The organism is Sphingobacterium sp. GVS05A, assembly GCF_019969845.1.
Classification (GTDB): Bacteria; Bacteroidota; Bacteroidia; order Sphingobacteriales; family Sphingobacteriaceae; genus Sphingobacterium.
The window spans coordinates 114,158-128,104 of sequence record NZ_JAHXYR010000003.1 but is presented as its reverse complement, the minus strand read 5'-3'; the positions used below and the strand labels follow the sequence as shown (position 1 = coordinate 128,104).

The following is a 13,947-nucleotide window of genomic DNA, read 5'->3' as shown; positions in this document are numbered from 1 at the left end:
CCTTTATCTTATGCAAAAAGAAATTGAGATTGCTATCCTTCCCGAAAAAATCGAAGATGAGCAATATATTCTACAACAAGGCGTAAAAGCCCTACGTCTGAAACCACAACAGGTCAAAGGTTATAAAATCCGTAAACGTTCTATCGATGCCCGTGGTAAACAGGTGGTCTATCGGGCAAGAGTCATTTATTATATCGACGAACTCCCACTACCGGAGATTTATGAAAACCACTTTAAATCTGTCCAGGATGGCAAACCGGTCATTATCGTTGGCGCTGGCCCTGCTGGCTTATTTGCGGCGATTCGCTGTATTGAACGTGGCCTCAGACCGATTGTCATCGAAAGAGGAAAGAAAGTACAGGACCGAAGACGTGACCTTGCGAAACTGAACCGCGAAGGTATTGTTAACCCTGAGTCCAACTACTGTTTTGGAGAAGGTGGCGCAGGAACTTATTCAGACGGGAAGCTCTATACCCGCTCCAATAAACGAGGGGATGTAGACAAAGTTCTCAAACTTTTTGTATCTCATGGAGCGACAACAGACATCTTAGTGAATGCCCGCCCCCATATCGGCACAAACAAGCTTCCTCATATTATTGAGGCGATGCGGGAGAGTGTGATCGAATTTGGCGGTGAATTTCTTTTCGACCAACGTGTAGATGATATATTGGAATCCTTTGGTCAGGTTCGTGGTGTAAAATTAGTCAGTGGGGAGGAAATCAAAGCTGATCATATTATCGTGGCCACTGGCCACTCCGCAAGGGATATTTTTGAACTGTTTCATCGCAACAACTGGCTAATCGAAGCAAAAGCCTTTGCGCTAGGCGTCCGCATAGAACACCCGCAGGCTATTATTGATCAGGCACAATACCATTGCCAGGTCAGAAGTGAACATTTACCTCCAGCCTATTATAGTCTGGTCGAACAGATTAATGATCGTGGTGTATTCTCATTCTGTATGTGCCCTGGCGGCGTTATCGCTCCTTGTGCAACAGACCGTGATGAAATCGTCGTCAACGGATGGTCCCCTTCCAAACGTAATAATCCACATGCCAATTCAGGCACCGTTATTCAGATCAACCTCGAAGATGTACCTAATGCCTTAAATGATCCCTTTGCTTTACTTGATTTTCAAAAGCAAATTGAACGCAAAGCTTTCGAGGTTGGTGGAGGAAGTCTTGTTGCCCCCGCACAACGAATGGTTGACTTCGTTGAGGGACGGGTCTCGATGGACCTACCCGAGAATTCATACAAACCAGGGACATCTTCGGCAGACCTAAGAGATGTTTTACCAACTTTTGTGCATGAAGCACTTCGTGGTGCCTTACCAATATTTGGAAAAAAGATGAAAGGGTATTATACAAATGATGCGATTTTGGTCGGTGTAGAATCGAGGACATCTTCACCCATACGTATACCTCGAAACAAAGAAAATCTGCAACACCCTCAGGTCAAAGGACTTTACCCTTGCGGGGAAGGCGCAGGCTATGCAGGGGGTATTATTTCGGCTGCTATAGATGGAATTAATTGTGTTGATGCTATTGATTTAAGTTAAGATTTTTTACTTTTTCTCTTGCAGAATAAGAAGAAATGCCTTACTTTTGTAGCATCAACGCGAAAGTAGCTCAGTTGGTAGAGCACAACCTTGCCAAGGTTGGGGTCGCGAGTTCGAATCTCGTCTTTCGCTCCAAATAAAAAACGCTTCCAAAATTTGGAAGCGTTTTTTATTTGTGCTCAACTTACTTTTCCGTGCGCCCTAAACTCATAATTGATGCATTGAAAAAAGATAGTAGTCCGACCAATACAACAATAAGACCAGCAATAATAAAAGCTGTTGCCACTCCGATCGCGTCTGCGATCAAGCCTGTAAAAAGAAGTCCTATCATACTCGGTAAAATGGCTATGCTAAAATAAAGCGAGAAAACACGCCCCAACATTTCTACTGGAACTTGCTCTTGAATAATTGTCATAAATGATGCCGAGAAGATAGACATTGAGACTCCGCCTAAACCTGTCATGAGGACAAATAAAATAAACCAGGTCGAGGGAAACCAACCCGATAGCGCAAAGGTTATCCCCAATACAATATGCATGCTGTTTACTAATACTACTTTTGATAGAGACACTTTTGCAAGTCCCAAAAAACTGCCTCCAACAAGCATACCTATTCCCCAAATAATCTCAATAATACTCATCTCCCACTTTCCACCGCTATAATGACCAATCGTCAACAAGGGAAACATAATGGCAACAGGCATAATACAGAAAGTCGCCACCATGGCATATAGGAACAACATTTTTAGTCCATTATTATGATAGATAGCACGCATTCCCTGTTTAAGATCATCCAAAACAGCAGCAATAGAAGGTTTCACATCAGAACGGGACAGATGTGGGATAGTCACAAAGAGTAAAGATGTAATAGCTACTGCGGCACCAATGACATCCAGATACAAGACACTCGAAATAGGAAAATAGCTAATAGCCAAGGTTCCCAATGCGGGACCTGCAATACTGCTTACCGATTGTAACATCTGATTAATACCTGAAACACGTAGTAATTTGTCTTCGGGAACGAGAAGTGGCGCAATTGCCTGCATGGCTGGTGAGTGAAATGCCGAACCGATCGAACGACAGGCCATTAACAGATAAATCAGAAACATATTGGTACCATCACTTTTGAGTACAAAGGTCATTCCTAATGTACAGAGCGCGATAAAGCCATCTGCAAAGATCATGACTTTCTTTCTATCCCATCGATCAATATAGACACCAGCAAATGGCCCGATGATCGCTTGCGGTAATAATCCTGCGATAGCAGCAAAAGCCAATATTTCAGCAGACTTGTGCGTCAAACTCAACCATATCATGATCGAAAAGTTGACAGCTGAACTAGACAGCAAAGAGATAAATTGCCCAGTCCATATATAACTATAGGTACGAAACCAGTTATTTTTTTCCATAAAATTTTATATAAAATACAACAGGTGTATGATCAAGAATGACCAACACATTAAAATAAAACGTTTATTACGCATGCCAGGCCAACGAAATAAAATAGAAGGAAGTTCTTCCACGAGTATCATATCAGTTAAAGCTGATTTTTTGATATCTCAGTATGAAACAAGCCATTCCTTTCGTGAACAGATGCGTTCTATTAGGATTTTAAAAACGTAAATGAGCTATAAAACCCAAGGTTTATAAGCGTAAGTTGTATATAAAGACATGTACATAGCACTACAAAAGTAAAAGAAAAAGACCGAAAAAGGAATACCTATCAAAAAATAAGGCGTTTACTGAATCAGTAAACGCCTTATCAAGTGTATAGTTTGTGTGATTTAGTTTAGTTCGTTCTTAAACTTTCTTCCACCAATTCTTCCACATATCTCCGAACAACCTCATTTGAAAAACGAGTTGTTACGTCAAATGCGAAAGCATGTACGAGAAGAATACGTGCTGACTCCTCACCAATTCCGCGTGCTCTCAAATAAAACAAAGCTTCATTATCAAACTGACCGATCGTACATCCGTGTGAACATTTCACATCATCTGCAAAAATCTCCAGTTGGGGCTTAGTATAAACCGCTGAACTATCGGACATCAACATATTATTATTCTGTTGGAAAGCATTGGTTTTTTGTGCATCCTCCCGAACAAAGATTTTTCCGTTGAAAACAGCTGTAGATTTATCTTGAGTAATATTCTTATACCATTCGTAAGACTCACAATGTGGTTTAAGATGGTCCACAACAGTGTGATTATCGACCAATTGATCCCCTGCGGTCAGGTTAATCCCGTACAAATGACTTTCTACATTTTCTGCATCCAGACGTACATTAATATTGTTACGGATAAAAGATGCACCCGGGAAATTACAGTTGTAGTTATTATAAAGACTGTATTTCTCTTGGTATACTTCTGTATGATTAAAGTAACGGCTTACAGATTGAGCCACTTGAAGATAGTAATGTTGAACTTTAGCATTCTCTCTTACGACAATCTCTGAAACTTTATTATGCACATTGCTTGCAGCACCATCTGCAGTGATAAAGCTTTCGATCAATTCAAGTTCAGCATTAGCTTCAACAACAATCAAATTCCGTGTTTGTGCAAAGAAATCTTCTGTTCCTGTAGCGACGTGAATAATCTGTATAGGTTTATCAAGTACAACACCTTTTTTCAAATGGATGAATATACCATTGGTAAAAGCAGCTGTGTTAAGCGCCACCATGATATTATCGGATTTATCAGCGTACTTCGCAAAATGTGCTTGAAATGCAGGTTCAGCAACAGCGTCATCCATTGGAATAACAACAAGTCCTTTTACCTTTTCCAGCTCGCTCACTGCCAGTACATACTGGCCATTAACCAGAATAATACGGTACGCATCCAAATTAGGGATCTCCCCCGCACTAAAATCCAAGCCCTCGATATCCACATCTACATCAAGCGCATAGGGCTTATTGATAATACTGTGGATGTTTGTATATTTCCATTCTTCATTCTTAACTGTGGGAAAGCCTGCTGCTTCGAAACGTTCGAATGCTTGTTGACGTGCCTCTGTAAAGAAAGCAGGTTCGTCTGAAACACCTTGCTCTTTAAAAGCTCCCAACACTTGTTGAAGTAATGATTCTGAAACTAATGTACTCATGTTATTTTTTAATCAAATCGCCAAAATTCTCTTCCACTCCTATTTTACCGGTGTAAAAGATTAGGCGTTTTGTGTATCATATTCTTTTAACCAATCGTATCCTTTTTCTTCCAGCTCTAAAGCCAATTCTTTAGGGCCTGATTTCACGATACGACCATTGTATAATACGTGAACAAAATCTGGAACGATATAATCCAATAAACGTTGGTAGTGTGTGATGACAATAAAAGCATTGTCTTTAGAACGCAACTCATTCACACCATTTGCAACAATGCGAAGTGCATCGATATCCAAGCCTGAATCTGTCTCATCCAAAATTGACAATTTAGGATTCAACATCGCCAATTGAAAAATCTCGTTACGTTTTTTCTCACCACCGGAAAATCCTTCATTCAACGAACGGTTAGCTAAGTTGGCTGAAAATTCAACCAGCTTCTGCTTGTCTTTTACCATTTGTAAGAACTCTTTCGCTTCCATCGGAGGCAAACCTTTATATTCACGAATATCATTCACTGCTGTTTTCAGGAAATTGATATTCGATACTCCCGGGATTTCAACAGGGTATTGGAATGCCAGGAACAGACCCTCACGGGCACGGTCTTCTGGAGAAAGATCCAATAGATCTACTCCATCCAATAAAGCAGAACCTACACTCACTTCGTATGATTCACGTCCAGCCAATACATTACCTAATGTACTTTTTCCAGCTCCATTAGGCCCCATAATAGCATGAACTTCCCCTGCTTTAACTTCTAGGTTTAATCCCTTTAATATTTGTTTGTCTTCTACAGACGCATGTAAATTTTTAATGCTTAACATTTTATTCTTATTGAGTATTGAACAATAGGCCAGTATTAGCTAGCTTGCTCAATTATTTTTTATCTATCCTACTGAACCTTCTAAAGAAATCGCCAATAATTTCTGTGCCTCAACAGCAAATTCCATTGGCAGCTGATTTAACACCTCTTTGGCATAGCCATTAACAATTAATCCCACCGCTTTTTCAGAGTCTATACCACGTTGGTTCAGATAAAATACTTGATCTTCACCAATTTTTGATGTAGTTGCTTCGTGCTCTAATTTTGCAGTCTTATTCCGGTTTTCGATATATGGGAAAGTATGTGCACCACATCTATCACCGATCAATAAGGAATCACATTGGGTAAAGTTTCGGGAGTTATCTGCATTCGGTCCGATTTTCACCAAACCTCTGTAACTATTATGGCTTTTTCCAGCAGAAATTCCTTTTGAAACAATTTTAGACTTCGTGTTTTTACCTAAGTGGATCATTTTTGTACCTGTATCAGCAACTTGGTAATTACGGGTCATCGCAACGGAGTAAAATTCACCGATTGAATTATCTCCTTTTAGGATTACCCCCGGATACTTCCAGGTAATTGCAGATCCAGTCTCTACCTGAGTCCACGAAATCTTGCTGTTATCCCCTCTACAAATACCACGTTTGGTTACAAAGTTAAAAATACCACCTTTACCATCTTTGTCACCAGGATACCAGTTCTGCACAGTAGAGTATTTAATCTCTGCATCGCGCTCAGCGATCAATTCCACCACAGCAGCGTGTAGTTGATTTTCATCACGCATAGGTGCAGTACAACCTTCCAGATAGGACACATAAGCGCCTTCATCCGCAACGATTAAGGTACGTTCGAACTGACCTGTATTTTGTGCATTAATACGGAAGTAAGTTGATAACTCCATTGGACAACGCACTCCTTTTGGAATATACACAAATGATCCATCCGAAAAAACAGCAGAGTTTAATGCCGCGTAGATATTATCTGTTTGAGGAACTACTGTTCCCAAGTATTTCTTGACGAGATCAGGATGCTCTTGCACGGCTTCACCAAATGAACAGAAGATTACCCCTTGTTCTTTCAGTTTCTCGCGAAAAGTTGTTTTTACCGATACAGAATCAAAAACAGCATCGACAGCAACCACACCTGCCAAAATCTTTTGCTCATCCAAAGGAATACCCAACTTTTCAAAAGTAGCAATCAATTCAGGATCAACTTCATCCATGGAATTTACTTGTGGTTTTGCTTTAGGGGCAGCATAATAAGATAGATCTTGAAAATCAATCTCTGGAGCTCTGAAATTTTGCCAAGTAGGCATCTTTAACGTCAAGAAATGACGAAAAGCTTTCAATCTCCACTCCAATAACCATTCAGGCTCATTCTTTTTTGCCGAAATAAAACGCACCGTATCCTCTGTAAGGCCTTTGGCTGCAATTTCCATTTCGATATCTGTCGTGAACCCGTATTTATATTCTTCGAGCTCCAGCTCTTTTAATAAATCGTCGTCTTTAGTACTCATATTGCGCTCTCACGGTTTAACTAATTCAGGAGGGTCTAGCCTCCGCAACTATCGAACTGCAAAGTTACAATTTCAAAGCCAATAAAATACATTTTATGTACCCTCAAACAGGTATTTTTAATAAAAAAATGACATTTATCACTCCATTTCATTGAAATGCGCACATTTCAAACGATTATGACAGTCAAATGATTTTAAATCAATTAAACTTATAATACATATTAAATCATATAGTCAAAATCTATTAATCATCAATAATTTTGTATATTTTTAAATTTCCAAATATAATTTTGTATATTTACAAATACTATTGATTATTAAGACTCTAAGATATGCCGTTTGCACCAGACAAAACAGATTTAAAAATTCTTAAGCTATTACAAGAGAATGGCCGCATTACCAATTTGCAATTAGCATCAAGTATTGGGCTTTCTCCTGCACCAACGTTGGAACGTGTAAGAAAACTTGAAAATTCGGGCTTCATCAAGAGTTATCATGCTTTTGTTGACGAAGAAAAATTAGGACTTGGTATCAAATCCTTTATACAGATCTCATTGGACTTCCATACACACAATGCAATTCCCGAATTTGTTGCTGCCGTAAAAATGATCCCTGAGGTCACCGAATGTCATCACGTCACCGGAAATTGCGACTTTATCCTCAAAGTCTATGTGAAAGATATAAAGGCCTATGAAGGCGTTATCATGGAGAAGATTGCCAAGATTCCATTTGTAAAAACATTCCAGACAATGATGATCATGTCTACCAGTAAAAAGGAACCTATTATCCCATTGGAATACTAAAAAAATATTTATGAAAACATCATCCGGGTGCCAAAGGCTCATAGTCTTACTCCCTCAAGTTGATGCCACAATGCATTTCAACGAAAAATGGATGATGTTTTCTAAAAAATAATAACAGCCCTAAGACAACCGCCAGTCAATCGGAGCCTTACCATGTTCCACCAAATATTTATTTGCCTTTGAAAAGTGTTTGCTCCCAAAAAAACCCCTATACACAGAAAGTGGTGATGGATGCACCGATGTCAAAACAAGATGCTTCCGGGCATCAATTAATACACTTTTCTTTTGCGCATAACTCCCCCAAAGCAGAAAAACCACATGCTCACACTGTTCCGAAATAGCATGTATGATACTATCAGTGAAAATTTCCCAACCCCTTTTTTGATGTGATCCGGCCAAATGTGCCTGAACAGTCAACGTTGCATTGAGTAACAATACCCCCTGTTTGGCCCAAGATGTCAGATCTCCAGAGCGAGGTTCTACAAAGCCTTCAATATCGTCTTGTAATTCTTTAAAAATATTTTTTAGCGAGGGAGGTAAAGCAATCCCTTCTGGCACAGAAAAAGACAAACCATGTGCCTGACCATCGTTATGATACGGATCCTGTCCCAGGATGACGACCTTAACATCTTGGATCGGCGTAAGCTTAAAAGCATTCATCACCAGATCAGCAGGCGGAAACACCTTTGTCCGCTGACGTTCCTCTTGCACAAAGGCAGACAACTGTTTCATATAGGGCTGGCTGAACAAAGGTTTCAGCACCGATGCCCAAGACTCATCATATAGCTTTTCCATAAACCAAACTTAGATAAAGTTGTATGTAATGACAAATTTTTTCACTTGCATCTGTTCACAAAGCATTTATAACGGCAGCATGATCGGCTACCCTAAAGAATCTTTGATAGTCATTATCTATATTAAAAACATAATTTTACAAAATAACCACTTGAACGAGTTGCTTAAACGACGAAATTAACGGATATTTGCAGAATTAAATTGAACACAAATATTTTTTAAACAAAGATTTATGTCAAATCTCGTTAGAATCATCATTTGCAGTGCATTGCTGATTGGAACAGTTGCCTTATTTTGGACTGGAAATTGGGGATGGGGAATTCTAGGCATCTTGATCACTATCCTAGGTTTTGTCACTGTATTTTTTCATGAATACATGCTCATCGCGCAATGGTACATGCGCAAACAAGATATGGCTAGCGCCGAAAAATGGTTGAGAAAAATCACGAATTATGAAAAACAATTGATCCCACAACAACACGGTTATTACAACATGTTGATTGGATTGATTGAATCTCAACGTGCTCCGATGCAATCCGAAAAATATTTCAAAAAAGCACTGGCACTAGGGCTCCACATGGACCACAACATTGCATTGGCAAAATTGAGCTTAGCAGGTGTTGCCATGGCAAAACGCAATAAGCGCGAAGCAGAAAAATTACTTCAAGAAGCTAAAAAAGCAGACAAGAATAAATTGTTGGCTGACCAGATCAAAATGATGAAAGATCAGATGGGCATGCTGGACAAACAACAAATCCGATACAACCGATAGGTTGAGGCAAATTGCTAAAGACTAAAAAAAGCGCTGTGATCTATGAAGATTACAGCGCTTTTTCTATTTTAACTTTTAACCGCTTCGATCAACTATTTATTCAGCAAGATAGGGACATCCAAAAATTTACCTTCCTCCTCACTACTCTCAAAAACAAGCTTAATACTACTGGGTTTATCTGTCTTCTTCCAGTCTTTCACAATGACCTGGATATCTACAGGTTTATCCTCCTCAAGTAGGTAATGTAAATAGTTCAGTTTGTCCTCAAATCTTATCTGGACATTTCCCATTTGAATCGAAGAGAAAAAGTGAGGTTGTTTCTTTTGATCTAAAATCTGTGTGGAGAACGTATTCATTTTAAATTCCCTAGGATCTTTACTATAGGATATTGCGAACAAATTAATAACCAGTTCATTTGTAGTCTTATCGACATGGTATTCCTTTACATCAAACTGAATATCATCAACCACCAATAATGAATCTGCTGACTGGGCCTTTACCGCGCCACCTACAAAGCAAAGAAAAAGCAGGGTGGCGGCATAACGAAAAAAAATACTCATATATTATATCATTTAAAAAGCCACGCTAACCGTGGCTTTCCATATTAAAAATCTATTTAAATAAAATTATGCACGCAAACGATCGGCTGAGCGAATCAATTTTTCATCCCGTCGCACTCCACCTAATGCGAGCGCACAGAAAATAATTGATATCGGCAGCAAAAAGAAACCTACCCCAATATTACCAGCCCCCAAAAATTGATTAACAGTAGTGAGATGTGTACTTGCCGAAGAATAAAGCCAGATCGCGAAAAAGATAATCGCAACAATCTCTACCCATATCAGCAAAAGCTGTACCTTACGCTGTTTAAATTTGAAGATCGTGAAGATCGGGAGCAATCCCAATAGGGCTGTCACGACGGTCTGCAGGATATAACCAAAACCACCTTCATGCACCGGCTGTCCGGCAGCAACACCATAAACACCTGTCACCTTCACATTCTTTCCCAAACCGACTAAATCACTGTAATTTACATAAGGGAATAAAAACAAGCCGAATATAACTAATCCTGCCACTAATAAATAAACAGTTTGGATACGTTGAATCATATTTTAATTTTTGTATATCAACAAATATAATAAGCTTTCTTTCTATTTAGAAATCAGAACAATCGAAAGGGCTATTTTGTTGCAACTTTTGGTAGATAAAACATCCCTTTTGATCTTTATGTCACTTGTATTTACTCCAGACTCATTCCTTACGACAGCAGAAAGTTCACTATACTGTGTACGACTCCAATACCAGTCCCGATTCACTATTCCACTATTGATGCGGGCTACCTCATGGAGTTCTTTTCAGAAAGCACTATCTTTGCACAAATTTAAAAGATCATGCTATACATATATGGAGCAACAGCACATGCAAAAACTGCAGTAGATGTTGCGGAGGATTTAGATATCGAAATAGGTGGCCTTATTGACAAATCTTTGTTGATAGAGGATGTATTTGACTATGAGGTCCAACTCCACCATCAGGTTAAAGATGCTGCAGAAAATTTCTTTGTTGCCGTTAAAAACCCTGGGCTTCGTGAAAGAATTGTATCTGAAAATCCAGAATGGAATTTTCAATCCTTAATCCACCCTAAAGCCTATGTTTCAAAAAGAGCTGAAATCGGCGAAGGTTGCATCATTCTTCCTGGAGCAACGATAGCCCCAGATGTACAGATTGGCAACCATTGTATCATTTCGGGTTCGGCAGTCATTGAAAGCAACACCATCATTGAGGACTTTGTGAACGTTGGACCAAATGTCTCCATTGGAACCAATGTACTCGTAGGCCGAGGATCAGAAATCAAAGCGAATACACATATCGAAGACGAAGAAACCATCCCCAAAGAGAGTGTCGTTTAACGACTAAATTCCTGCGGAATGGAACTGTAGATCGTATAGCTTTTTATAATAACCATCAAAAGACAAAAGCTCTTGATGTGTTCCTATTTCCTTAATTTCACCTTTATCCAATACGATGATCTTGTCTGCCTTTTGAATGGTGGACAAGCGGTGCGCAATGACAATGGATGTTCGTCCCCGCATTAGATTGTCAATCGCACTCTGGATCATTTCTTCGGTTTCAGTATCGACGGAAGAGGTCGCTTCATCCAAGACCAGAATTCTCGGATCATGTACCAATGCCCGAATAAAGGAAATTAATTGCGCCTGCCCTGCTGACAGTGTAGCTCCCCTTTCCCTGACATCATAATCGTATCCACCCGGAAGCCGCATAATAAAATCATGTGCTCCCACTTCTTTCGCTGCCTCGATGACCTGTTCCCTCGAAATTGAAGGATCTCCCAATGTAATATTATTGATGACAGTATCTGAGAACAGAAACACATCTTGTAGTACCGTTGCAATGGTATTTCTTAAATAATCAAGATCATAATCGCGAATATTTACACCATCTAGTAAGATCTCACCCTTATTTACTTCGTAAAATCGGCTTAGGATGTTAATAGTCGATGATTTTCCGGCTCCCGTAGCTCCAACCAAAGCCAATGTTTCACCAGGTTGTACGCTAAAATTTACATCTCTTAACACCCAATTCTCATCATTATAGGCAAACCAAACATGCTTAAAAGTAATTTCTCCTTTGATATGATCAGGCTTCAAAGTACCCAAATTAGGCGTCATCTCGTCTGTATCCAGAACCTCAAAAATACGTTCAGCACTAACCATGCCCATTTGAAGTGTATTGAATTTATCGATAAGCTCACGAATAGGCCGAAAAATCATGTTGATATACATGATAAAGGCAACGACCACACCCGGTGATATCACGTCACCCATAATCTGTTTGGCCCCAAACCAGACCAACAGACCAAGTGAAATAGCCATGATGATTTCCAGAACAGGAAAAAAGATAGAGAAGTACCAGTTCGTACGGATATGAGCATTCCTATGCTGTGCATTGATCTCCTTAAATTTATCCATCTCCTGCTTTTCGCGTGCAAAATATTGGATAATCCCAACTCCTGTGATATGTTCCTGCAAAAACGTATTTAAATTAGACACCCATTTCCTGACATCTATAAAGGCGGCTTTCATCGCTTCTTTAAATACATAGGTTGCGGCGACCATCAAAGGCATAGGAATAAGCACGATCAGCGTCAATTTCCAATCCGAATAGAACATAACCCCCAATATCACGGCCAGTTGCAATAGATCACCAATAATCTGAATCAATCCCTCAGAGAAGATATTGGAAAGTGTTTCAAGATCAGATATCGTCCGTGTAATTAGCTTTCCTAAGGCTGTCCGATCAAAATACTTAAGACGTAACTGTACAATATGATTAAAGACCTGGATGCGAATATCCTTGATAACAGACTGCCCCAGGGTATTTGTCATCAGGGTGTGATAATAACGGATTAAGGTCTGCACGATGACCAATGCCAGCATGGCAATCAGCATATAAGACAATCCGCCAGTGTCAAAATTCAAGATATAATTGTCTAGTGTATGCTGGATCAGCATAGGTAGGGCGGGCGCTACAGCCGCCAATAGGATCGTTAAAACGACCGATATCCAAAATGCGACATGATAGGGTCGCATATAGCGACTCATGCGTCGCAACAAATTGACATCGTATGTTTTACCTGTTATTTTATCTTGACTCACGTTAATATTTATATATAAGGGTACGCTACTTCTGTTAAATACAATCCATGTGCAGGGACAGACACACCTGCCTTGCCACGACTTTTGCTCTTAATCACTTCTTGCATAAAGGACGCTGGTTTACCCTTCAGTCCGATCTCCAACGAAGTTCCTACGATAGCACGAACCATATTGCGCAAAAAACGATCAGCCGTAATATGAAAAACGAGATCCTGCTCGTTATGCCATAACCATTCTGCTCTACGAATATCACAAATATTTGTAAACACTTGCGTGTGAGACTTGCTAAAACATTCAAAATCTTGCCTACCCAACAAAAACTGGGCAGCTTCGTTCATTTTATCGACATCAGGGCGGTCGCGCATGAAACAAGAATAGGGATAAATAAACGGATCCTTATGAAAATGAAGGTGGTACTCATAAGATCTATGCGTCGCATCGAATCGGGCATGTGCATCATCGGCAACTTCAATCAATCTTTTAACCGCAACATCAAACGGCAATAGGGCATTAAGTGAATGAATAAAACGCTCTGGTTTTGCTAATATCCCTACAGGAGCTGCATCAAAATGAGCATACAATTGCTTCGCATGTACACCGGTATCTGTCCTCCCGGCTCCAGTAGTCTCGATAGGCTCACGTAACAAGGTCTCCAAAGCACCATTCAATACTTCCTGTACAGAAATCGCATTGTTTTGAACCTGCCAGCCATGATATGATTGCCCAAAGTAGGCTATTTCTAAAAAAAAACGTCTTTTGTCCATTATACGATACAAAGGTACATTTTTCCAAATGAGCTACATTTCCCAGAAGGACTATTTTGCTCATTTTCGTCAATATTTAATCCTCACATGACAAAACTTGCGCTGCCTTTAAATTTAACTTAGCACCTTGAGTCCGTGGTAAGTCCAGCTT

General features: G+C 39.7%; 13 protein-coding genes and 1 tRNA gene. 5 read left to right on the top strand and 9 right to left on the bottom strand.

Features of this window, described 5'->3' with window-relative positions:
- Positions 1-10: 10 nt before the first annotated feature.
- Positions 11-1,555 (top strand): NAD(P)/FAD-dependent oxidoreductase, encoded by a 1,545-nt coding sequence (locus LC454_RS08280; RefSeq protein WP_223581379.1) that lies wholly within the window; start codon positions 11-13, stop codon positions 1,553-1,555.
- A 59-nt stretch (positions 1,556-1,614) separates the two neighbouring features.
- A tRNA-Gly gene (locus LC454_RS08275) sits at positions 1,615-1,690 on the top strand.
- 49 nt (positions 1,691-1,739) lie between these two features.
- Here LC454_RS08275 and LC454_RS08270 read toward each other — a convergent pair.
- From LC454_RS08270 to sufB, 4 genes are all read right to left on the bottom strand, one after another.
- The gene (locus LC454_RS08270; protein ID WP_223581377.1) at positions 1,740-2,963 is read right to left on the bottom strand and encodes an MFS transporter; all 1,224 of its coding nucleotides are present in this window, start codon (positions 2,961-2,963) and stop codon (positions 1,740-1,742) included.
- Between the two features lie 380 nt (positions 2,964-3,343).
- Positions 3,344-4,651, bottom strand: a complete 1,308-nt coding sequence (sufD, locus tag LC454_RS08265) for a Fe-S cluster assembly protein SufD (protein ID WP_223581375.1) — start codon at positions 4,649-4,651, stop codon at positions 3,344-3,346.
- 60 nt (positions 4,652-4,711) lie between these two features.
- A complete protein-coding gene (sufC, locus tag LC454_RS08260) occupies positions 4,712-5,470 on the bottom strand; it encodes a Fe-S cluster assembly ATPase SufC (RefSeq protein WP_223581373.1) in 759 nt (252 codons plus the stop codon).
- A gap of 63 nt (positions 5,471-5,533) precedes the next feature.
- Complete coding sequence (gene sufB / locus LC454_RS08255; protein WP_223581370.1) at positions 5,534-6,985, bottom strand: Fe-S cluster assembly protein SufB; 1,452 nt, start codon at positions 6,983-6,985, stop codon at positions 5,534-5,536.
- A 332-nt stretch (positions 6,986-7,317) separates the two neighbouring features.
- On the opposite strand from sufB, the gene LC454_RS08250 reads away from it, so the two are divergent.
- Positions 7,318-7,788 carry an Lrp/AsnC family transcriptional regulator gene (locus tag LC454_RS08250; RefSeq protein WP_028071042.1) on the top strand — a complete coding sequence of 157 codons (471 nt, stop codon included), beginning with the start codon at positions 7,318-7,320 and terminating at the stop codon, positions 7,786-7,788.
- A gap of 120 nt (positions 7,789-7,908) precedes the next feature.
- Here LC454_RS08250 and ung read toward each other — a convergent pair whose 3' ends face one another.
- Positions 7,909-8,583, bottom strand: coding sequence for a uracil-DNA glycosylase (ung, locus tag LC454_RS08245; RefSeq protein WP_223581369.1), 675 nt, complete (start codon positions 8,581-8,583; stop codon positions 7,909-7,911).
- Positions 8,584-8,815: 232 nt separating this feature from the next.
- Between ung and LC454_RS08240 the strand changes: the two genes are divergently transcribed.
- Positions 8,816-9,355 carry a tetratricopeptide repeat protein gene (locus LC454_RS08240; RefSeq protein ID WP_077437270.1) on the top strand — a complete coding sequence of 180 codons (540 nt, stop codon included), beginning with the start codon at positions 8,816-8,818 and terminating at the stop codon, positions 9,353-9,355.
- A gap of 92 nt (positions 9,356-9,447) precedes the next feature.
- Here the strand turns inward: LC454_RS08240 and LC454_RS08235 are convergent, their stop codons facing one another.
- Together LC454_RS08235 and LC454_RS08230 are read right to left on the bottom strand one after the other, a co-directional pair.
- Positions 9,448-9,915 carry a hypothetical protein gene (locus LC454_RS08235; RefSeq protein ID WP_223581367.1) on the bottom strand — a complete coding sequence of 156 codons (468 nt, stop codon included), beginning with the start codon at positions 9,913-9,915 and terminating at the stop codon, positions 9,448-9,450.
- Positions 9,916-9,981: 66 nt separating this feature from the next.
- Positions 9,982-10,464, bottom strand: coding sequence for a DUF4293 domain-containing protein (locus LC454_RS08230; protein WP_223581365.1), 483 nt, complete (start codon positions 10,462-10,464; stop codon positions 9,982-9,984).
- A 282-nt stretch (positions 10,465-10,746) separates the two neighbouring features.
- Between LC454_RS08230 and LC454_RS08225 the strand changes: the two genes are divergently transcribed.
- Complete coding sequence (locus LC454_RS08225) at positions 10,747-11,265, top strand: hypothetical protein (RefSeq protein ID WP_223581363.1); 519 nt, start codon at positions 10,747-10,749, stop codon at positions 11,263-11,265.
- A gap of 3 nt (positions 11,266-11,268) precedes the next feature.
- Here LC454_RS08225 and LC454_RS08220 read toward each other — a convergent pair whose 3' ends face one another.
- Together LC454_RS08220 and truA are read right to left on the bottom strand one after the other, a co-directional pair.
- Positions 11,269-13,032: an ABC transporter ATP-binding protein gene (locus tag LC454_RS08220; RefSeq protein ID WP_223581361.1), complete on the bottom strand. Its 1,764-nt coding sequence runs from the start codon at positions 13,030-13,032 to the stop codon at positions 11,269-11,271.
- An 8-nt stretch (positions 13,033-13,040) separates the two neighbouring features.
- Entirely contained in the window at positions 13,041-13,796 is a 756-nt protein-coding gene (gene truA / locus LC454_RS08215) for a tRNA pseudouridine(38-40) synthase TruA (protein ID WP_223581359.1), read from the bottom strand.
- Positions 13,797-13,947 lie beyond the last annotated feature (151 nt).